Genomic DNA, 21,985 nt, shown 5'->3' with positions numbered 1-21,985 from the left:
ACCCGCTTTGATAATTATTTCACTTTGATAACTATTATCGTTTAGATTCATCTTCTCGCTTGATACATAATCGCGCAAAGCAGGGCACTATCTTGGACCAACAGGCAAGCCAATCCAGCATCTTCACACTCCGCGAACTGAGCTTTTCAGTTCCGGGTCGGACCTTATTGCAGCCACTGTCATTGACGTTTCCCGAAGGGAGGGTCTGCGGGCTTATTGGTCATAACGGTTCCGGCAAATCGACGTTACTAAAAATGCTGGGTCGCCATCAACCGCCATCGAGTGGCGAAGTGTTGCTTAATGATGTGCCATTGGCCCTGTGGGAGAGCAAAACCTTTGCCCGTGAAGTGGCCTATTTACCGCAACAATTACCCGCAGCAGAGGGGATGACGGTGCGCGAATTAGTCGCCATTGGTCGCTATCCGTGGCACGGCGCATTAGGCCGTTTTCGTCAGGAAGACCGCCAACAAGTGGAAGAGGCGATTACGCTGGTGGACTTAAAACCGCTGGCGAATCGGTTAGTCGACAGCTTATCCGGTGGTGAGCGCCAACGTGCCTGGTTAGCGATGATGGTGGCCCAAAACAGCCGCTGCCTACTGCTCGATGAACCAACCTCGGCGCTGGATATTGCGCATCAGGTTGAAGTGCTGGGGCTGATTAAGCGCCTCAGTCGTGAACGTGGCCTGACGGTGATTGCGGTACTGCACGATATTAATATGGCGGCCCGCTACTGTGACCATTTAGTGGCATTGCGTGGTGGGGAGATGATCGCGCAAGGCCCGGCTAACAGCCTGATGCAGGGCGCGGTACTGGAACAAATTTACGGTATCCCAATGGGAATATTGCCGCATCCGGCCGGTGGCGCGCCGGTAAGTTTCGTCTATTAATGAAAACATATCTCCCGATGGAACAGCTCCATTTAGCCGGCCCGGATCTCACTCGGCGCAGGTTACTCACCGCATTGGCCCTATCGCCACTGCTGTGTTCATTACCCGGATGGGCGGTGAATCCGCCGAAAGCGGATAGTCGGCGTGTTGTCGCACTGGAGTGGCTGCCCACTGAGTTACTGCTCGCATTAGGGGTTACGCCTTATGGCGTGGCAGACACCCATAATTACCGGCTATGGGTTGAGGAGCCAAAACTGCCCGCTAGTGTCATTGATGTTGGTCAGCGCACTGAACCTAATCTGGAGTTGCTCCAGCAAATGGCACCGTCGCTGATCCTGATGTCGCAAGGCTTTGGTCCCTCACCAGAGATGCTCGCGCCTATCGCCCCTTCCATGAGTTTCGCCTTCAATGAAGAGGGCAGCTCGCCGCTGGCGGTGGGTAAGAACTCATTGCGTGCGCTGGGCGAGCGTTTGGGATTGGAGGCCGCTGCTGAGCAGCATATCGCCGATTTTACCCACTTTATGCAGGCCGCCCGTCAGCGCTTTACTGATAACGGCAAGGCATCATTACTGATGTTTTCCCTATTGGACACCCGCCACGCATTGGTGGTTGGTCAGGGTAGCCTGTTTCAGGATGTTTTGAACGGATTGAACATTAAAAATGCCTGGCAGGGAGAGACTAATCTCTGGGGCAGCACGGTGGTCGGTATTGAGCGTTTGGCGACGATAAAACCGGGGCAAGCCATCTGCTTTAGCCACGGTAATAGCGAGATTTTGCAGCAAGTTGCTCGCACCCCATTGTGGCAGTCGATCTCCTTTGTCCGCCAAAACCAATTACGCATATTGCCGCCAGTGTGGTTCTACGGCTCGACGCTGTCTGCCATGCGTTTTGTGCGTCTTTTAGAATCGGTGTGGGGTCAAGCCTCATGATGGCAAAAAAACTGCGCAAAAGCTGGCTGCTGCCCGCGGGATTACTGAGCTTGCTGCTGCTCATTGCCATCGCGTTGACACTGCATAACCTCAGCCAATTATTGCCGACATCACTTTGGGGTGAAGCCCTCTGGCAGCCCGACCCGGATGACGTGCATCAAATGTTATTCCATTACAGCCAGTTGCCTCGTTTAGCTGTGGCGCTATTGACTGGGGCCGGGTTAGGGCTGGTGGGCGTGTTATTCCAGCAAGTTCTGCGCAATCCACTGGCTGAACCGGCGACATTAGGGGTGGCCGCAGGTGCTCAGCTCGGTCTGACCATCGCCACATTGTGGATGCTGCCCGGCGGTGAATTGACCCGCCAACTGGCAGCAATGGCCGGTGGTATCACTATCGGTATGCTGGTCTTTGGTGTGGCATGGGGCAAACGAATGTCGCCTGTCACCCTGATTCTGGCAGGGCTGGTTCTCGGCCTTTACTGTAGCGCAGTCAGTAACTTACTGGCGCTGTTTAATTATGATCAGCTACAAGGGCTGTTCTTGTGGAGCAGTGGGGCCTTAAATCAGCAGGACTGGAGCACGGTGCAGTTTCTCCTGCCACGTTTGCTGATTACCGCGCTCTTAGCGGCATTACTGATCCGCCCATTAACTCTGCTCGGGTTGGATGATGGCGTTGCCCGTAATTTGGGGTTAGGGCTATCTCTGGCACGCCTGAGCGCACTGGGGCTGGCAATCCTATTCAGCGCAATGTTGGTTAATGCGGTGGGTGTGATTGGATTTATCGGCTTATTTGCTCCTCTGCTGGCAAAAATTCTGGGCGCACGGCGATTATCACAACGCCTGATATTGGCGCCGCTATTGGGTGCATTGCTGCTGTGGGTGACTGACCAAGGCATTGTCTGGTTGGCGCAAGTTTGGCGGGAAATCCCAACCGGTGCGGCGACAGCGCTGATTGGCGCGCCGCTGCTATTATGGCTACTGCCTCGTTTGCACAGTGCCACCGCGCCGTCGATGGATTTTGGCGACAATGTTCCTGTTGAACGACAGCGTTTGGGATTATGGATCAGCGCCGGTTTGTTGCTGCTGTTAGCTGGATTGACGGTAGCGCTGATGTTTGGTCGCGACAGCCAAGGCTGGAATTGGATGAGTGGTAATGATCTTCAGGCGCTATTGCACTGGCGCTGGCCGCGGGTGTTGGCGGCGCTGGCGGCCGGTATGATGCTGGCAGTGGCAGGAACACTGATTCAAAAACTGACGGGTAACCCGATGGCTAGTCCAGAGGTATTGGGTATTAGCTCCGGTGCCTCTTTTGGTGTCGTGATTATGATGTTCATCGTGCCAGGTAATGCGCTGGCGTGGCTGCTACCGGCGGGGAGTTTGGGCGCGGCCGCAACCTTATTGCTGATACTGGTAGTGGCTGGGCGGGGTGGTTTCTCACCCAGCAGAATGCTATTGGCGGGGATTGCATTGAGCACCGCCTTTACCACGGTAATCACCATGTTGTTGGCCAGTGGTGACCCGCGAATGCGCGGCTTGCTGGCGTGGATTTCCGGCTCCACCTATGCTGTTGATGGCTCGCAAGCATTGAGTACCGGATTAATTGCCCTGGTGTTGATTGCACTGGCACCTCTGTGTCGCCGTTGGCTAATGATTCTGCCTTTGGGCAGTGTGACGGCCAGAGCCTTAGGTATCGCGCTGGCACCTAGCCGGTTAGCTATTTTGCTCTTGGCGGCGACCATGACGGCGGCGGCTACGCTGACGGTAGGGCCATTGAGCTTTGTCGGGCTGATGGCGCCCCATATGGCCCGCATGTTGGGCTTCCGACGTGCTATCCCGCAGCTGTTTATTGCCGCTATTTTGGGTGGCTTATTAATGGTATTTGCCGATTGGTGTGGCCGGATGCTGCTATTCCCGAACCAGATCCCTGCCGGATTGTTGGCAACCTTTATTGGCGCACCCTATTTTGTTTACTTATTACGTAAACAGGGGCGATAAAGACTTATTCGAATCTCCATCAGTCTCAGTTAAGGATAACTGGGGCTGATGTTAGATGCATCCATGGGCATGTTTCATTAATACGCACTATAAAATAGTAAATGATCAAATAATGTCACTCTATAGCTAATGGTTACATTTGAAGTAATTAAAAGAAAAGATACACATTAAAAACAAGATAACTAATTATTTCCTTATACGATTTAACTTTAATGCTGTAATAAAAATATTGCGCATCAAGTATTCTATGATAATGTCAAATTCCAGATAAACTTCCGTTGGTTATTATCCTGCTAATTTATAGTTGATTGGCACCTTTAATGATGCTTTGTATTTGATATAAGTGGCTTTTTGTTTGTCTGGTCATCTTAGCTATTAGTAGCAATTATATTAGAGGGAAATAATATGACTGAACTAAACTGTGAGCAAAGTAAATTATCGCCACATATTGTTGATAATAAAGGAATAGCTAAAGTTGTGCTAATCTATAGTCTACTGGTCGTCAGTCTTGGTGTAATACTCAATTCTGATCTGTTATTCGGTTATTTGGGAATGCTTACTGATACCGTTCAGCCCGTAATAAATAACATGATAAATCATTGCCCTGTTGAAGTTAAAATGCCTGTTATTCCCATGGGGCCAAGTTGGAATGGTAGTGGCAGTAATATTTAATCGCATCAATTGTCGAAATTAATTAGTAGTCCTGGAGCCGTTGATTTTGATTAAATAAGCTACGTGAGTTTTTCTCGCCAATATTAATTTGTTTTAATTTGTTAACCACCGCCTAGTCTTGGGCGGTGGTTAGCTTATTCACTGATATTAAAGCTGGGCAAAGCACCGACGTGCAGCATCCACACTCTTCTGGATATCTTCCTTGCTATGTGCCACTGACATAAAACCTGCTTCAAAAGCAGAAGGTGCCAGATAAACGCCCTCTTCCAACATCAGATGGAAGAAGCGCTTGAAGCGCTCAACATCGCAATTCATAACATCCTGATAGCAGGTCACGGTTTGTGCATCGGTAAAGAAGATACCAAACATGCCGCCGACGTGGTTAACTACCAGTGGAATATTCTCTGCTTTAGCTGCATGTAGCAGGCCCGTTGCCAGCGAGTCGGTTAGTTCAGTCAGGGTCTCATGGATACCCACCTGCGCAACTTCTGTCAGACAGGCAAAACCTGCGGCCATTGCAATGGGGTTACCGGACAGTGTTCCGGCCTGATAAACCGGGCCGGTTGGTGCCAGCGCATCCATCACATCGCGGCGACCGCCGAACGCACCGACTGGCATACCGCCACCGATGATTTTACCCAGACAGGTCAAGTCAGGGATGACACCGTAATAATCTTGCGCCCCGGCTAATGCCACACGAAAACCGGTCATCACCTCATCAATAATCAGCAGCGCACCAAATTCGTCACACAGTGCGCGCAGGCCCGGTAGGAACTCTGGCAGTGGTGGCACGCAGTTCATGTTACCGGCGACGGGTTCGACGATGATACAGGCGACCTCTTGTGGATATTGCTCGAAGGCTGCGCGCACTGTGGCCAGATCGTTATAAGTGCAGGTCAGCGTGTGTTTAGCGAAATCAGCGGGCACGCCCGGCGAGTTGGGTTGGCCGAGAGTTAGTGCCCCGGAACCGGCTTTGACCAGCAGGCAGTCCGCGTGGCCGTGATAGCAGCCTTCAAATTTGATAATTTTATCGCGACCGGTAAAGCCACGAGCCAGACGAATAGCACTCATGGTCGCTTCGGTGCCTGAGTTGACCATGCGCACCATATCCATGGTTGGCACTAAGTTGGTGACCAACTCAGCCATTTTCACTTCCATCTCTGTTGGCGCACCAAAGCTCAAACCGCGCTCGATAGCTTCAATCACCGCCTGACGGATCGCCGGATGGTTATGGCCCAACACCATTGGCCCCCAAGAGCCGACATAGTCAATGTAAGCTTTGCCATCTACATCAAACAAGTAGGCGCCATCAGCACGCTCAATAAATAGTGGGACGCCACCGACCCCAGTGAATGCACGCACCGGGGAGTTAACCCCGCCTGGGATTAGCTGTTTTGCCTGGGCGTACAGACTTTCGGACTTACTCATAAACTGGCTCCTGAATTGGGGTGGCGATATTAGTATTGATGACATCAACGCTAATAACATCCGCTTTAGCAATAGAATAATGCTGCCCATTCTAAAGAACTGGCAGCGGTTATCAAATGATTGGGCATATTTAACGGCGAGCTTGCGCAGCGTGCCGCAAATCCAACTCGCTACCATTCAAATAGTCTTACTGAGCTAGATCATTTCATCGGCGTTTAACCAGGCGCATCATGGGCAGCTAGACTAAGCTTAGGCTACTGTTTATTTGTATTACTTATCATTTGACTGAAAAACATACAAACCATGACTAATTCAACGCAAAATATCTCTTCCGAAGGCGAGACTAAACTCAAACGTGGGCGTTTTATCCATGCTCTGGTTAACCGTGATAAAACCCCACTGATCATTCTTATCATGGCGGGTGTTGTCGGGGTCGTGACGGGGTTACTGGGTGTCGCCTTTGACCGAGGTGTCGATTGGATTCAACAACAAAGATTGGCAACGCTGGCGAAGGTGGCGGATTCTGCCATTTTGGTGTGGCCATTGGCATTTATTATGTCGGCGCTATTGGCGATGCTGGGCTATTTTCTGGTGCGTCGTTTTGCTCCTGAGGCCGGGGGGTCTGGGATCCCCGAAATTGAGGGCGCGATGGAGGAGATGCGCCCGGTGCGCTGGTGGAGGGTCATCCCAGTTAAGTTTATTGGCGGCCTTGGGACATTAGGGGCGGGCATGGTGTTAGGCCGTGAAGGGCCGATGGTGCAGATGGGGGGCAACAGCGGGCGCATGGTTGTCGATATTTTCCGTCTGCGCAGCCCTGAAGCACGGCACTCATTATTGGCGACAGGTGCAGCGGCGGGTCTTTCTGCCGCCTTTAATGCCCCGTTGGCAGGGATTTTATTCGTTATTGAAGAGATGCGCTCGCAGTTCCGCTACAGTCTGGTCTCAATCAAAGCGGTATTTGTCGGGGTGATTACGTCAACCATTGTCTATCGCTATTTTAATGGCGAACGCGCGATTATTGAGGTCGGTAAACTCGGTGACGTCCCGCTTAATACCCTATGGCTTTACCTCCTGCTCGGTATTATTTTTGGTGCTGTAGGCGTGATGTTCAACGCCCTGATATTTCGCACGCAGGATCTGTTTATGCGCTTCCACGGCGGCGATTGGCGCAAGTTGGTGTTGATTGGTGGCTTATTGGGGGGGATGTGCGGCCTGCTGGCATTGATTCATGGCGAGGCGGTGGGCGGCGGCTTTACATTAATTCCTATCGCACTGGCCGGTAACTTCAGCATTGGTATGTTGATCTTCATCTTTGTTGCCCGAGTTATTACTACCTTGCTGTGTTTTGGTTCGGGTGCACCGGGAGGAATATTTGCCCCAATGTTGGCTCTGGGCACCATTCTGGGCACCGCTTTTGGCCTATCTTGCGCACACTTTTTCCCAGAATATGGTATTGAGGCTGGAACCTTCGCTATCGCCGGGATGGGCGCACTGTTTGCCGCTTCAGTACGCGCACCATTGACAGGGTTGGTATTGGTGTTGGAAATGACCGATAATTATCAACTTATTTTACCGATGATTGTTACCTGTCTGGGGGCGACATTAATTGCCCAGTTTATGGGGGGTAAGCCCTTGTATTCAGCTATTTTGGCCCGCACTTTAGAGAGACAAGAACAAGCAGCATCTGCGGCAGCGCAGCAACAACCGGTGGTTGAAAGTCATGCTCAAACAGGTAGATAATATATAACATTAGTCAGCAATACTTGAATGAACTACTCAGGTATTGGATAATTGATGCATAGATCAGGCTGCCATTGTAGTAACCTGCAACTCGAATAGCGGTTGGGAGTGATGAGTATGAGCGACGAAACAGTACTGCCCCTACAGTTTACCGAGGCGGCAGCTAAAAAAGTTAAGCTGCTGATTTCTGATGAGGAAAATCCAAATCTGAAGCTGCGGGTTTACATTACCGGTGGTGGATGCAGCGGGTTCCAGTATGGCTTTACCTTTGATGATCAGATCAATGATGGTGATATGACCATTGAAAAACAAGGCGTTGAGCTGGTAGTTGATCCAATGAGTCTGCAATATCTGGTCGGCGGCGCAGTGGATTACACCGAAGGGCTGGAAGGTTCGCGCTTTGTCGTGACTAACCCGAATGCGAAGAGTACCTGTGGATGCGGTTCTTCCTTCAGTATTTAAATTACCGGTCGCCCTTGCTGAAACGCCAATGATTTAGGGTAATCGTTTTATTTCTCTGTTGGAAATAAAGCCACCGTCAAAATTTTGATAAAAAAAACCGCAACGTTGAGCTGCGGTTTTTTTACATCTGTATCTTACCACTCTACAGTAATCAACTGCGCCATCTGGCGAGTGCTGTTTTTACTAAGCAGCATGCCATCAGGGGCAATAAAAGCGTGGTTGATTTTAGGTTCTGTAACCAATCCACCTCCTTTATGGCACTGTATTGCAGGATAGTTCACTTTTGAATCACATCAACTGCCAGGTTCATAAAGAGAGCTAATAGACTGGGTGAAAGTCTAAAAGTTCGGCACTGAACCTAAAAACTCAGCACCTAGTACAAAAAACATGCTTTGTTGAACAGGGAACCTTGCGAGGACCGCTATTAATGCTCAATTTCAAATGTTGGCAGTTTTAAGCGCCAGCGGATGGCGGCAAGGCGGATACCGAGCGTTATCACCATCCCCAGCATCATTGCTTGCTGCAATGGCATACCAAAAGTATAGAATGCTGTGGCGTGGACAATGCCGCCAATGATGCAGGCGGTGGCGTAGATTTCAGTGCGCAGGATCATCGGGATCTCGCGGGCTAAGACATCGCGGATAATCCCGCCGCCGACACCGGTGATGACCCCCATGCAGATTGCCACCAGTGGGCTGGCACCCGCAGCAAAGGCCTTATTGACACCAATACCGACAAACACCGCCAAACCAATGGCATCGAGCACTGGCAGGATCCATTTTGGTGTTCGCCTCGGCTGACGCACCAGCAAAATAGTTGCCAGACAGGTCACCATCGCGACCACCAAATCCGTGGGATCTTTTACCCAAAATACCGGGCCATTGGCTAATGCCATATCACGTATTGTGCCGCCACCGACGGCCGTCACCACCCCCAAAACCAGCACGCCAAACGGGTCCATACGCAACTTTCCCGCCAGCAATACACCAGAGATAGCAAATACCGCAGTACCTAAAATATCCAGCCAATAAACCAGCATTAATGTGACTCCGCCACAGGGGATGGAAGGCTGGCCATTTGTTGGCACAGCTGCTTAGCGGCCAGCAGAATACGTGGGCCAGCGCGATTAAACCAGTCCTCATTAAGGGTTATCACCGGTACTGCAAGCTGAGGTCGCCAAAAGGCGCTGACGCTCTCCGCCTGAGACTTATCTCCGCTCACCACAATCACCTGCGGCTGGCGGATCATCACTTGTTCGCGGCTCACCTGCGGCCAGGGAACCCGGCTGCCCGCAAAAATATTCTCTCCACCACAGAGGGAAACTATCTCGCTCTGTAATGTATGCCCGGAACTGGTAAATAGGGGCTGTGTCCCAAATTGCAGAAAAGTACGTAATGGTGTTTTACGTGCATAGTGGCGGCGTAACTCCGCGACTTGCTGACGCAACTGCTCAGCGGCTTGATGGGCCTGCTCAGGATGAGGGCTGTACTGTGCCAACTTATCCAGATCACCGGCTATTTGATCAATATTCACCGGATCAGAATAGAAGATCGGAATGCCAAAAGAGGCCAGTTGATCCAGTGGGCGCTGTGGGTTTCCGCCACGCCAGGCGAGGATCAGAGTGGGCTTGAGTGCCAGAATGCGTTCGACATTTACCCCTTGCCACGATGCCACATGTTCCAGTTTCTTTGCCGCTTCGGGATAATCGGAGTAAGCACTTACAGCAACCAGCTTATCCCCCAACCCAGCGGCATAGGCCAGCTCAGTCGTACTGGGCGACAGACTGATAATCCGCTCTGCCGCCAGTGCCTGCAGGGAGAACAGGCTAAGGGCAAACAGCCCGAGCAATAATAGGATAATTGCTCGGGGCAAGGTTACTGCAGCTCGTGCCAAGGGGGCAATACTGAACTGCCCCATTAACCGCGTTGAGCCAGAGTGGTTAACATGGCTTCGATCATGAGTGTCGACTGTTTGGCGGCGACAACCAGGAATTCATCAAAGCTCAGGTGAGACTCTTGATCTGCGACATCTGAAATGGCGCGCACGACAACGAATGGTGTTTTGAACAGATGACAAACATGGCCGATTGCTGCGGCTTCCATTTCAACTGCGGCTACGGTTGGGAAGGTGGCGCGAATACGCTCCAGAGGGGCGGCACCATTAATAAACGCATCGCCGCTGCAAATCAGACCGCGTACTGCGTTTAAATTCAATTGCTTGATGCAACTTTCCGCCAGCGCAATCAGGCCGGTATCAGCAATGAAAGCGGCTGGACAACCCGCCATCTGGCCCGGTTCATAGCCGAAGGCAGTGACATCGGTATCGTGGTAGCGAACCTCAGTCGATACCACGATATCGCCCACTTTTAGGCTGGAAGCCAGGCCACCCGCCGAACCGGTGTTGATCACGATATCAGGCTGGAAATGTTCTAGCAGCAAGGTAGTACCCATCGCGGCAGCTACCTTACCGATACCCGATTTCAGCAATGCGACATCCACGCCATTGAGTTGGCCGCTATAAATTTCGCAACCCGCACGGGATAAGGTTTGGCGATTTTCAATTTTGTCACGCAGCAGCGTCACTTCTTCTTCCATTGCACCAATAATGCCGACTTTCATAGGGATACCTGCTGATTTTAACGAGTGGATTAATCTGTAATTATCGGCACACAGTTTATCAGCTAAGTGAGATCTTCGGGTAGCTAAGCAAAGATAATGCGTAATGTGCCGCAGTTCATACGTTATCAATTGCTTCTACGAGCAAGAGTGGGTATCACTGTTTGTATTGAAATATCGGGGGGAAATATGTCTGGGATCGACTTTAAGCAGAAAATCAGTTTTCAGCGGCCATTTGGTAAATCCAGTTCGGCGGAAGACGAATATGAAATTACCCGGGTATTTGAAAGCGATCGTGGGCGTATTGTAAACTCTGCTGCTATTCGGCGTTTACAGCAAAAAACGCAGGTGTTTCCTCTGGAGCGTAATGCCGCGGTGCGTAGCCGCTTAACCCACTCGCTAGAAGTCCAGCAGGTGGGCCGTTATATTGCTAAAGAAGTCCTTAATCGCTTTAAGCAGGATAAGAAAATCACGGCTTATGGGCTGGATAAGCTGCTTGATCCCTTTGAAAGTATTGTGGAAATGGCCTGTCTGATGCATGACATCGGCAATCCGCCCTTTGGCCATTTTGGTGAGTCAGCAATTAATAACTGGTTTACCAAGCAGATGGACCCAAATGGGGGAGGGATTGAACCACGAGGCAAGGATTATTGTCAGGTCAATACGTTGAGGCTGCGGGAGGGGGAGGCAGAACTTAATGTGTTGCGCAGTAAAATTCGCCATGATTTGAGCCAGTTCGAGGGTAATGCGCAAGCGATACGATTGGTTTACAGCTTATTAAAACTGAATCTAACCTATGCTCAGGTGGGTTGTATCCTTAAATATACTAAACCGGCTTATTGGTCAGGCGATATTCCACCTTCCCATAACTATTTGATGAAAAAACCCGGTTTTTATCTTGCCGAAGAGAGCTATGTTAAAGATTTGCGCCGTGAACTCAATATGGGAGAATTTAACCGTTTCCCGCTGACCTATATTATGGAAGCCGCCGATGATATCTCTTATTGTATTGCCGATTTAGAAGACGCGGTGGAAAAAAATATTTTCAGCGTCGAGCAACTTTATGATCATATGGTGAAGGAGTGGGGCGATATTACCCAGGGTGATCTGTTTGATAAAGTGGTGGGTGGGGCATTTCGGCAATTAGGACGCGAACAAGGTCGGCGAAGTACCGAAGATCAATTTTTTATGTATTTACGAGTCAATACGGTAGGGAAATTAGTTCCACATGCCGCACAGCGTTTTATTGAGAATCTACCCGCAGTATTTTCCGGTTCCTTTAATCAGGCATTATTAGAAGATTCCAGTGCTGCATGTAAATTACTGCAAATTTTCAAAAAGGTAGCCGTAAAGCACGTATTTAATCATCCTGAAGTAGAACAGCTTGAATTACAAGGATATAGAGTTATTAGTGGGTTGCTCGATATTTATAGTCCGCTATTAGCTATGCCGCAAACGGCATTTACGAAATTAGTCAAAGAAGACAACCACCGTCAGTATCTCATTGAGACCCGATTATTCCATAAATTATCGACTAAGCACCGGTTGGCTTATGCTGAATCTGTGGAGCAGTTACGTAATTTACCGCCTGAACAATATGAGATATATGAATATTATTATCGCGCTCGCCTAATTCAGGATTATATCAGTGGCATGACTGATCTTTATGCTTATGATGAATATCGGCGCTTAATGGCTGCGGAATAGTATGCAGGCAAATTGAATTGTCCGCTTAATTAACTGTAGTTTTGTAAAGACGGACAATATTTTTTACTATTCTGATTCTTGGGTCTGTGAACTTCATCCCCCATATTTAATCTTACTATGCAAGACGACATTGGTCTGCCACTCACCATTTATTAAGTCATTATTAATTGTATAGCGAGAAATAAAATAGATGAAGAAAACAACTTTAGTGTTAAGTGCATTGGCATTGAGCATCGGTTTAGCCATGGGGCCGGTTTCTTCTGCCATTTCGGCAGAAACGGCCTCTTCTAGCAGCCAGCAGCTCCCTAGCCTGGCGCCAATGCTAGAGAAAGTCATGCCTTCCGTGGTCAGCATTAATGTGGAAGGCAGCACCCAGGTAAGTAATGCCGGTGCTGGCGGTATACCACCACAGTTCCAGCAGTTCTTTGGTGACGATTCACCATTCTGCCAGGACGGTTCTCCGTTCCAGGGTTCTCCGATGTGTCAGGGGGGCCAAGGCGGTAAAGGCGGTGTGCCAAGCAAGCAGGAGTTCCGTGCACTGGGTTCGGGTGTAATTATTGATGCTGCTAAGGGTTACGTCGTTACCAATAACCACGTGGTGGATAATGCGACCAAAATCAATGTCAAGTTGAGCGATGGCCGCAGCTATGAAGCGAAAGTGATTGGTAAAGATCCACGTACTGATATCGCGTTATTGCAGCTGAAAGATTTTAAAAATCTGACCGCAATTAAAATGGCAGATTCTGATCAACTGCGCGTAGGCGATTATACCGTTGCTATCGGTAACCCATATGGTCTGGGGGAAACCGTCACCTCTGGTATTGTCTCTGCCTTGGGCCGTAGCGGTCTGAACGTGGAAAACTACGAAAACTTTATCCAGACTGATGCGGCAATTAACCGTGGTAACTCTGGGGGTGCTTTGATCAACCTGAACGGTGAGCTGATCGGGATCAATACCGCTATTTTGGCACCAGACGGCGGCAACATTGGGATTGGTTTTGCCATCCCAAGTAACATGGTGAAAAACCTGACATCTCAGATGGTTGAGTTTGGTCAGGTGAAACGTGGTGAGCTGGGTATCATGGGTACAGAGCTGAACTCTGAGCTGGCAAAAGCCATGAATGTTGATGCGCAGAAAGGGGCCTTTATCAGCCAAGTCGTGCCGAAATCTGCTGCGGCAAAAGCCGGAATCAAAGCAGGCGATGTGATTATCAGCATGAATGGTAAAGCAATCAATAGCTTCGCCGGTTTCCGTGCCGAAATTGGTACTCTGCCAGTGGGTAGCAAGATGACCTTAGGCCTGCTGCGTGACGGTAAACCTGTCAATGTGGAAGTAACATTGGAGCAGAGCAGCCAGGCACAGGTTGATTCAGGCAATATCTATACCGGCATTGAAGGTGCTGAACTGAGCAACTCTGATGTGAATGGTAAGAAAGGCGTGAAAGTCGATAACGTGAAAACGGGGAGTGCGGCTGCACGTATCGGCCTGAAAAAAGGCGATATCATCATTGGGATTAACCAGCAGCCGGTCCAGAATCTGGGTGAGTTGCGGAAAATCCTCGATACCAAACCATCGGTATTGGCATTGAACATTCAGCGTGGTGATACTTCTCTCTATTTGTTGATGCAGTAACCGATATTTATGCCGCGCTAAGCATCAAATAAGTAGCGTCAAAAGGGCACAGTGACTTATAGCTGTGCCCTTTTTTATTTTTACACCCGCTGGTAATTAGTTAAATCTCAACCACACTCATATTAATGGTTTCTATCCTGATTTTGTGGGCAAAGCGGGGGCTTCAATGGGGTGGTTCAGCGTTTGTAAGGTTAATTACGTCAAGCAGGACTCCCCTTTTTCCGCTCAGGCAGATGATAAAAGGATTGGTGTTTATCTGGTTGATGGCGAATATTTTGCGATGGAAGATATCTGCCCTCATGCGAATGCGCTATTAAGTCAGGGATTTGTTGATGGTGCGACCATCGAGTGCCCTTTGCATGGCGCGTTGTTTGATATTCGATCCGGGCACTGTTTGCGTGAGCCAGGTGATCGAGATTTAGCTATCTATCCAGTGCGGATCAATGGCGATCAGATTGAGGTTGATCTGGGGGAGGGAGGCTAGCTTCAGCCGCTATCAATCCGGGCAGTATCAACAATGACGTCCGTATCATCACGGGCGTGAGGTTGATGACAAACCTATTTTGTTACTTCGAAACTGGCGAGGCGACTGCACCGATGGGCGCTCCGACGGCTTACGCCGTTACGACCCATTCGGCACATTTCCCCGCTTATCAACTTTGTCAGCAGTCTGACGCCCGTATCATCACAGGCGTTTTGTATTGATAAGTTGGCCTGATTTACTTCTCAGTCGCAATGCGTTGGCGAATATGATCGGCGCGAGCTTGCGAGGATGGATGGTCATCAAACATGCTGCTGGTGCGGCCCGCTTCCATGGTTGCCAGTTTTTCAAAGCTAGTCACCAAACCATTAGGGTCGATCCCCCGTTTTTTCAGCAAATCGAATGAGTAATCATCGGCTTCACTCTCTTGCTTTTGTGAGAACTGGGCGTTAACCAGTTTCTCACCAATATCAGCTAACTGAGATTGGGAGAGTTGGCCGGCAATGCCACCGGCGGATGCTGCCGCGGTGCGCAGGGCGGTAGTGCCGTAGGCCACTTGCATGGCTTTGCGGGTGTGGCCCAATGCCACATGGCCCATTTCATGGCCGAGTACGCCCTCCACTTCATTGTCGGTCATCATGTCCATCAAACCGCTGTAGACGCGAATACAGCCGTTAGCCATCGCCCAGGCATTCACATCTTTAGTCACGTAAACTTTATAGTTGGCTGGCGTACCATTGATATTATCACCCAATGCGGCCGAGATTTTAGCCAAGCGTTTGCCGTAAGTGCTATCCGCTGGCGCTATTTGGGCCTTTTGATCCATTTCCGCGCAAGATTTTTCACTAAGATTTTTCACATCAGCATCACTTAGGGTTGCGGCTTGAAATGCCTGCGCGCCAGACTGCATTAAGCCATCAGTATTCATATTTTGGCAGCCGCTAAGCAGGGCTGTCAGGCTCAGTGCAATCATAGAGGTACGAATTTTCATAACACTTTTTCCTGTGGTTACGCCATTTTTATCATTGGATAGGGCAGTTCTATTGGTGTGACAACGCATTATCAGCGGTTATCTATTGATAGCGCTTCGCCTACAGTGGCTGTCACATTCTTGTCAACTATTGCATTAATAGCTGTTGAATCGACGGCGGTTGTTCTACTCTGTCGGCAATAGGTCTTACCCGAAATTGTGGTTGCAAAGTAAGGTTGGTACTGGTCTGTTTGCAAAAACGGGCACTTCCGGCCCTGAGTGTTTACCCGCTCACTGTGTGGCTAAAAACGCAGCGAGGTTACCCTGCCTTGGGCGTTACAGCTATAGCTTAATTCTGAAAATCAACAGATTCCATTGGTCATTAATATGGAAGTTATAGCTCACTTTGGTTTTAGTGATTGCCGTTTCAATGCTGAGTCTGAGAAAATGGTAAACTTGAACGCTTTTTTTAATCCGACCTGGAGTAAAACATGTCCTCTCGTAAAGAGCTTGCCAACGCGATCCGCGCACTAAGCATGGACGCAGTGCAAAAAGCGAATTCCGGCCACCCCGGCGCCCCTATGGGCATGGCAGATATTGCCGAAGTTCTATGGCGTGATTACCTGAACCATAATCCAACGAATCCACACTGGGCAGATCGCGACCGTTTCGTCTTGTCGAATGGTCACGGCTCCATGTTGATCTACAGCCTGCTGCACCTCACTGGCTACCCTCTGCCGATGGAAGAGCTGAAAAACTTCCGCCAATTGCACTCTAAAACGCCAGGTCACCCAGAATATGGCTATACCGCTGGCGTAGAAACCACCACTGGCCCGCTGGGTCAGGGTATTGCCAATGCCGTTGGTTTTGCGATTGCAGAACGCACACTGGGTGCGCAGTTTAACCGCCCTGGCCATGATATTGTCGATCACCACACCTATGCCTTTATGGGCGACGGGTGCATGATGGAAGGCATCTCTCACGAAGTTTGCTCTCTGGCTGGCACCATGAAGCTGGGCAAACTGACTGCATTCTACGATGACAACGGTATCTCCATCGATGGTCACGTTGAAGGTTGGTTCACTGATGATACTGCTGCCCGTTTCGAAGCTTACGGCTGGCATGTGGTCCGTGGTGTTGATGGTCATAATGCTGACGCCATCAAAGCCGCCATCGAAGAAGCCCACAAAGTGACCGACAAACCCTCGTTGCTGATGTGCAAAACTATTATCGGTTTTGGCTCACCGAAGAAAGCCGGTACTCATGACTCACATGGCGCACCATTAGGTGCCGATGAAGTTGCGGCTACCCGTGTCGCACTGGGCTGGAAGTACCCTCCATTCGAAATCCCGCAGGATATCTATGCGGCGTGGGATGCGAAAGAAGCGGGCCAGGCGAAAGAAGCGGCCTGGAACGAGAAGTTTGCCGCTTATGCTAAAGCGTATCCAGAACTGGCTGCTGAATTCAAACGTCGCGTAAGCGGTGAGCTGCCAGCTAACTGGGCGACTGAATCGAAGAAATTTATCGAACAGCTGCAAGCTAACCCGGCTAACATTGCTAGTCGTAAAGCCTCACAGAATGCGCTGGAAGCTTTCGGTAAAGTGTTACCTGAATTCCTCGGCGGCTCTGCTGACCTGGCACCGAGTAACCTGACTATCTGGTCTGGCTCTAAATCTCTGAGTGACGATCTGGCCGGTAACTACATTCACTACGGTGTCCGTGAATTTGGTATGTCTGCCATCATGAACGGTATCGCTCTGCACGGTGGTTTCATCCCTTACGGCGCAACTTTCCTGATGTTTGTGGAGTATGCCCGTAACGCAGTGCGCATGGCGGCACTGATGAAAATCCGCAGCGTATTCGTTTACACCCATGACTCCATCGGTCTGGGCGAAGATGGCCCAACCCATCAGCCCGTTGAGCAGATGGCAAGCCTGCGTGTCACACCGAACATGAGCACCTGGCGTCCGTGTGACCAGGTTGAGTCTGCGGTGGCATGGCAGTATGCATTGGAACGTAAAGACGGCCCAAGCGCACTGATCTTCTCCCGTCAGAATCTGGCACAACAGCCACGTACTGCCGAGCAGTTAGCCAACATCGCTAAAGGCGCTTATGTGCTGAAAGATTGTGCCGGCCTTCCTGAACTGATCTTTATCGCGACCGGTTCTGAAGTTGAACTGGCGGTGGCTGCTGCGGATCAACTGACCGCCGCTGGCCGCAAAGTGCGTGTTGTTTCTATGCCATCAACTGATGCATTCGACAAACAAGACGCGGCTTACCGTGAATCCGTATTGCCATCTGCTGTCAGTGCTCGCGTTGCAGTAGAAGCCGGGATTGCTGATTACTGGTACAAATATGTTGGCCTGAATGGTGCAGTTGTCGGTATGCACTCCTTCGGTGAATCTGCTCCAGCTGACTTGCTGTTCAAAGAGTTTGGCTTCACTGTAGAAAACGTGGTGGCGAAAGCTCAGGCGCTGTTGAAGTAATTTATCGCTACAGATTAGCGAGGTGTAAAGGGCAATGATAATCCCGGTAATACACCTGTTAAAGGACCGCTTCGGCGGTCTTTTTTTTCGCCAATTGATGGATGAATTGTGCCCTTTATCAGGCAGATATTCCTTTTATGATTGGTTTGGTTTATTCTGGCTGAAGCGTTTCAGTCATAATTCGTTTTCCGTTTCAGCCAAATCCGCTGAGGAAAAAGCTGGATGTATTCTGGCTGAATTGTGATAAGACGATTAACATCTTAGTGGGCAGTGCAGTAGGCTATAGGGTTGCATGATAATAACCAGAATCAGGGAGTAGCATGACAATCCGCATAGCGATAAATGGCTTTGGCCGCATTGGCCGCAGCGTTTTACGCGCATTGTATGAATCGGGTCGCCGGGCTGAAATTTCAGTCGTTGCGATTAATGAGTTGGCGAATGCAGAAGGGATGGCCCATCTGCTGAAGTATGACTCCAGCCATGGCCGATTTGCCTGGGATGTTCGTCAGGAGTGTGACAGTTTATTCGTCGGGGACGATATTATCCGGCTGATACATCAGCCAGAGATCGGGCAGTTACCCTGGGGTGAGTTAGGAGTTGACGTGGTTCTGGATTGTAGCGGCGTGTATGGCAGCCGCGCAGATGGCGAGGCGCACTTAACCTCCGGTGCCAAAAAGGTACTGTTTGCCCATCCCGGTGGTCATGATTTGGATGCGACTGTGGTTTATGGTGTTAACCATCAGGATCTACAGGCTGAGCACCGAATTGTTTCCAACGCCTCCTGTACCACGAACTGTATTATTCCTATTATTCAGTTGTTGGATGATGCTTATGGTATTGAATCCGGCACTGTGACCACCATTCATTCATCAATGAATGACCAGCCCGTTATTGATGCTTATCATCAAGATTTACGCCGTACCCGAGCAGCAAGCCAGTCGATTATCCCCGTGGATACTAAACTGGCCGCAGGGATTACCCGTATTTTTCCGAAGTTTTGCGACAGGTTTGAAGCTATCTCGGTACGGGTGCCGACCATCAACGTGACGGCTATCGATTTAAGCGTTAGCGTGACAAGCCCGGTTGGCGTGGCGGAGGTTAACCAGCTTTTGCAAAAGGCAGCAAGAGGCTCATTTCGTGGTATAGTTGACTATACGGAATTACCCTTGGTGTCGACCGATTTTAACCATGATCCGCACAGTGCGATTGTTGATTGCACCCAGACGCGGGTCAGTGGGCAGCACCTGATTAAGACGTTGGTATGGTGCGATAACGAATGGGGTTTCGCCAATAGAATGTTGGATACGACATTGGCGATGGCCCGCAGTGGTTTCTAGTATGGTATGTCAACGTCTTGTTTTTCCGTGATTTATTGCGGTTATATCAGCGTTGATGTGCAGCTTATGCAACTTTAAAGAGAATCAACAAGAGGATTCACCATGTCTGTAATTAAGATGACCGATCTGGATCTGGCAGGCCTTCGCGTGCTGATCCGTGCGGACCTCAATGTTCCGATAAAAGATGGCAAAGTGACTTCTGATGCGCGTATCCGTGCATCTCTGCCGACCATTGAAGCGGCACTGAAGCAAGGCGCTAAAGTAATGGTTACCTCTCACCTGGGTCGCCCGACCGAAGGCGAGTACAACGAAGAGTTCTCCTTACTGCCAGTCGTTAACTACCTGAAAGACAAATTGTCTGCTCCGGTACGTCTGGCGAAAGACTATCTGGACGGTGTTGAAATTGCAGCTGGCGAGTTGGTTGTTCTGGAAAACGTTCGCTTTAACAAAGGCGAGAAGAAAGACGACGAAACGCTCTCCAAAAAATATGCCGCACTCTGTGATGTGTATGTGATGGATGCATTTGGTACTGCTCACCGTGCTCAAGCATCGACTCACGGCGTGGGTAAATTTGCCCCTATCGCGTGTGCCGGCCCGCTGTTGTCAGCAGAGCTGGAAGCACTGGGTAAAGCACTGGGTAACCCAGCGCGCCCAATGGTTGCCATCGTGGGTGGTTCTAAAGTTTCAACCAAACTGACGGTGCTGGGTGCGCTGTCTAAAATCGCTGACCAACTGATTGTTGGTGGTGGTATTGCGAACACCTTCGTTGCCGCTCAAGGCCACAATGTGGGCAAATCGCTGTACGAAGCAGACCTGATCCCAGAAGCAAAACGCCTGCTGGAAACTTGCGATATCCCAGTCCCAACAGATGTTCGTGTTGCGACCGAGTTCTCTGAAACTGCCGCTGCAACACTGAAACCTGCTGATCAAATCAAAGATGATGAGCAAATTTTGGACTTGGGCGACGTCTCTGCACAACGTCTGGCTGAGATCCTGAAAAACGCTAAAACCATTCTGTGGAATGGCCCTGTTGGCGTGTTTGAGTTCCCTAACTTCCGTAAAGGGACCGAGATCGTCGCTCGTGCTATCGCAGAGAGCGAAGCATTCTCTATCGCAGGCGGTGGTGACACGCTGGCAGCAATCGATCTGTTCGGTATTGCGGATCAAATATCCTACATCTCTACCGGCGGCGGTGCATTCCTTGAGTTCGTTGAAGGGAAAAAACTGCCAGCGGTTGTGATGCTGGAAGAGCGCGCTAAGCAGTAATTTAGATAACGGGCGGCGAAAGCCGCCCGTTTCGCTGTTAGCTCATGCAGCTAGGCAAGCGAAAACCGATTTACATTTAGGGCCTATCCCATCGGATAGCTGCTATCTTCAGTCGACGAAACAGGACAACGTACATGTCTAAAATTTTTGATTTCGTAAAACCAGGTGTCATCACAGGTGATGACGTTCAGAAAGTGTTCGCAGTAGCCAAAGAGAACAACTTTGCTCTGCCAGCAGTTAACTGTGTCGGCACCGACTCTATCAACGCAGTGCTGGAAACAGCAGCCAAAGTGCGTGCGCCGGTTATCGTTCAGTTCTCTAACGGCGGCGCTGCATTTATCGCAGGTAAAGGCGTGAAAGCAGAAGGCCAGGGCGCTGCTATTCTGGGTGCTATCTCTGGCGCCCACCACGTGCATCAAATGGCTGAACACTATGGTGTTCCGGTTATTCTGCACACTGACCATTGCGCCAAGAAATTGCTGCCATGGTTAGACGGCTTGTTGGACGCGGGCGAGAAACATTTCGCAGCGACCGGCAAACCCCTGTTCTCTTCTCACATGATTGACCTGTCAGAAGAGTCCCTGGAAGAGAACATCGAAATTTGCAGTAAATACCTGACTCGCATGGCGAAACTGGGTATGACACTGGAGATCGAACTGGGTTGTACTGGTGGTGAAGAAGATGGCGTGGACAACAGCCACATGGATGCATCTTCGCTGTACACTCAGCCACAAGATGTTGATTACGCTTACGAAAAACTGAATGCAATCAGCCCACGTTTCACTATCGCTGCCTCTTTCGGTAACGTACACGGTGTTTACAAACCAGGTAACGTGAAACTGACCCCGACTATTCTGCGTGATTCTCAGGATTATGTTTCTAAGAAACACAATCTGCCGCACAACAGCCTGAACTTCGTGTTCCATGGCGGTTCAGGTTCAACTGCTGCTGAAATCAAAGAAGCGGTAAGCTACGGCGTAGTTAAAATGAATATCGACACCGACACCCAATGGGCAACGTGGGAAGGTATTCTGAACTACTACAAAAAGAACGAAGGCTATCTGCAAGGCCAACTGGGTAACCCAGAAGGCGCGGACAAACCTAACAAGAAATTCTACGATCCACGTGCCTGGTTGCGTGCAGCCCAGGTGACGATGATCGCTCGTTTGGAAAAAGCATTTGAAGAACTGAACGCAAAAGACGTCCTGTAATTCGATACTGCTTCACACGATATGAAAGGCCCTGCGGGGCCTTTTTTCGTTGGATGGCTATTTAAATAAAACGCGGCATATTTACATACACTGGTTGCGCTGCTTGAGGTTGGGGAGTATTAGAAATTCTGTGTCATTCCGCTAAAGTACTTAGAAGGAGGAATGAC

Annotated in this window: 19 protein-coding genes; 14 read left to right on the top strand and 5 right to left on the bottom strand. The window is 49.9% G+C overall.

The window, feature by feature from the left end; translation table 11 throughout:
• Window positions 1-92: 92 nt before the first annotated feature.
• The 4 genes from fhuC (at window position 93) to AACW11_RS11675 (ending at window position 4,482) form a co-directional block, all read left to right on the top strand.
• Window positions 93-887, top strand: a complete 795-nt coding sequence (fhuC, locus tag AACW11_RS11690; RefSeq protein WP_212586721.1) for a Fe3+-hydroxamate ABC transporter ATP-binding protein FhuC — start codon at window positions 93-95, stop codon at window positions 885-887.
• A 17-nt stretch (window positions 888-904) separates the two neighbouring features.
• The gene (gene fhuD, locus AACW11_RS11685) at window positions 905-1,816 is read left to right on the top strand and encodes a Fe(3+)-hydroxamate ABC transporter substrate-binding protein FhuD (protein ID WP_445285816.1); all 912 of its coding nucleotides are present in this window, start codon (window positions 905-907) and stop codon (window positions 1,814-1,816) included.
• Window positions 1,813-3,810, top strand: coding sequence for a Fe(3+)-hydroxamate ABC transporter permease FhuB (gene fhuB, locus AACW11_RS11680; protein WP_212586719.1), 1,998 nt, complete (start codon window positions 1,813-1,815; stop codon window positions 3,808-3,810). Before fhuD ends, fhuB begins: the two co-directional genes overlap by 4 nt.
• A gap of 405 nt (window positions 3,811-4,215) precedes the next feature.
• On the top strand, window positions 4,216-4,482 hold the full coding sequence (locus AACW11_RS11675) for an E492 group microcin (RefSeq protein WP_212586718.1): 267 nt from the start codon (window positions 4,216-4,218) through the stop codon (window positions 4,480-4,482).
• A gap of 147 nt (window positions 4,483-4,629) precedes the next feature.
• On the opposite strand, the gene hemL is transcribed toward AACW11_RS11675, so the two are convergent.
• Window positions 4,630-5,910, bottom strand: a complete 1,281-nt coding sequence (gene hemL / locus AACW11_RS11670) for a glutamate-1-semialdehyde 2,1-aminomutase (RefSeq protein ID WP_212586717.1) — start codon at window positions 5,908-5,910, stop codon at window positions 4,630-4,632.
• Window positions 5,911-6,213: 303 nt separating this feature from the next.
• Between hemL and clcA the strand changes: the two genes are divergently transcribed.
• Together clcA and erpA are read left to right on the top strand one after the other, a co-directional pair.
• A complete protein-coding gene (clcA, locus tag AACW11_RS11665; RefSeq protein WP_212586716.1) occupies window positions 6,214-7,650 on the top strand; it encodes a H(+)/Cl(-) exchange transporter ClcA in 1,437 nt (478 codons plus the stop codon).
• A gap of 117 nt (window positions 7,651-7,767) precedes the next feature.
• Entirely contained in the window at window positions 7,768-8,112 is a 345-nt protein-coding gene (erpA, locus tag AACW11_RS11660; RefSeq protein WP_005276505.1) for an iron-sulfur cluster insertion protein ErpA, read from the top strand.
• A 424-nt stretch (window positions 8,113-8,536) separates the two neighbouring features.
• On the opposite strand, the gene AACW11_RS11655 is transcribed toward erpA, so the two are convergent.
• Genes AACW11_RS11655 through mtnN form a run of 3 tightly spaced genes read right to left on the bottom strand, consistent with a single transcriptional unit; the run spans window position 8,537 to window position 10,730 of the window.
• Window positions 8,537-9,151, bottom strand: coding sequence for a TRIC cation channel family protein (locus tag AACW11_RS11655; RefSeq protein WP_019211026.1), 615 nt, complete (start codon window positions 9,149-9,151; stop codon window positions 8,537-8,539).
• Entirely contained in the window at window positions 9,151-10,029 is an 879-nt protein-coding gene (btuF, locus tag AACW11_RS11650; protein WP_212586715.1) for a vitamin B12 ABC transporter substrate-binding protein BtuF, read from the bottom strand. Before btuF ends, AACW11_RS11655 begins: the two co-directional genes overlap by 1 nt.
• Window positions 10,029-10,730, bottom strand: a complete 702-nt coding sequence (gene mtnN, locus AACW11_RS11645; protein ID WP_212586714.1) for a 5'-methylthioadenosine/S-adenosylhomocysteine nucleosidase — start codon at window positions 10,728-10,730, stop codon at window positions 10,029-10,031. The genes btuF and mtnN overlap by 1 nt, the downstream gene beginning before the upstream one ends.
• 186 nt (window positions 10,731-10,916) lie before the next feature.
• Between mtnN and dgt the strand changes: the two genes are divergently transcribed.
• The 4 genes from dgt to AACW11_RS11625 all read left to right on the top strand — a co-directional run bounded on the left by dgt (window position 10,917) and on the right by AACW11_RS11625 (window position 14,772).
• On the top strand, window positions 10,917-12,434 hold the full coding sequence (gene dgt / locus AACW11_RS11640) for a dGTPase (RefSeq protein WP_212586713.1): 1,518 nt from the start codon (window positions 10,917-10,919) through the stop codon (window positions 12,432-12,434).
• A 190-nt stretch (window positions 12,435-12,624) separates the two neighbouring features.
• Window positions 12,625-14,067, top strand: a complete 1,443-nt coding sequence (gene degP / locus AACW11_RS11635) for a serine endoprotease DegP (RefSeq protein WP_212586712.1) — start codon at window positions 12,625-12,627, stop codon at window positions 14,065-14,067.
• Between the two features lie 166 nt (window positions 14,068-14,233).
• Complete coding sequence (locus AACW11_RS11630) at window positions 14,234-14,551, top strand: non-heme iron oxygenase ferredoxin subunit (protein ID WP_212586711.1); 318 nt, start codon at window positions 14,234-14,236, stop codon at window positions 14,549-14,551.
• Window positions 14,552-14,616: 65 nt separating this feature from the next.
• Window positions 14,617-14,772, top strand: coding sequence for a hypothetical protein (locus AACW11_RS11625; protein WP_212586710.1), 156 nt, complete (start codon window positions 14,617-14,619; stop codon window positions 14,770-14,772).
• A gap of 14 nt (window positions 14,773-14,786) precedes the next feature.
• Here AACW11_RS11625 and AACW11_RS11620 read toward each other — a convergent pair whose 3' ends face one another.
• A complete protein-coding gene (locus AACW11_RS11620; protein ID WP_212586709.1) occupies window positions 14,787-15,539 on the bottom strand; it encodes a M48 family metallopeptidase in 753 nt (250 codons plus the stop codon).
• 470 nt (window positions 15,540-16,009) lie between these two features.
• On the opposite strand from AACW11_RS11620, the gene tkt reads away from it, so the two are divergent.
• The 4 genes from tkt (at window position 16,010) to fbaA (ending at window position 21,818) form a co-directional block, all read left to right on the top strand.
• Window positions 16,010-18,004, top strand: a complete 1,995-nt coding sequence (gene tkt, locus AACW11_RS11615; RefSeq protein ID WP_212586708.1) for a transketolase — start codon at window positions 16,010-16,012, stop codon at window positions 18,002-18,004.
• 320 nt (window positions 18,005-18,324) lie between these two features.
• Window positions 18,325-19,341 (top strand): erythrose-4-phosphate dehydrogenase, encoded by a 1,017-nt coding sequence (epd, locus tag AACW11_RS11610; RefSeq protein WP_212586707.1) that lies wholly within the window; start codon window positions 18,325-18,327, stop codon window positions 19,339-19,341.
• A 102-nt stretch (window positions 19,342-19,443) separates the two neighbouring features.
• Window positions 19,444-20,607 (top strand): phosphoglycerate kinase, encoded by a 1,164-nt coding sequence (gene pgk, locus AACW11_RS11605; protein ID WP_212586706.1) that lies wholly within the window; start codon window positions 19,444-19,446, stop codon window positions 20,605-20,607.
• A 134-nt stretch (window positions 20,608-20,741) separates the two neighbouring features.
• Window positions 20,742-21,818 carry a class II fructose-bisphosphate aldolase gene (gene fbaA / locus AACW11_RS11600; RefSeq protein WP_004876708.1) on the top strand — a complete coding sequence of 359 codons (1,077 nt, stop codon included), beginning with the start codon at window positions 20,742-20,744 and terminating at the stop codon, window positions 21,816-21,818.
• Window positions 21,819-21,985 lie beyond the last annotated feature (167 nt).

It is taken from the genome of Yersinia sp. Marseille-Q3913, assembly GCF_963892745.1.
Lineage (GTDB): Bacteria > Pseudomonadota > Gammaproteobacteria > Enterobacterales > Enterobacteriaceae > Yersinia > Yersinia bercovieri.
Note: the sequence above shows the minus strand (reverse complement) of the source record. Positions and strands in the feature narration are given on the sequence as shown.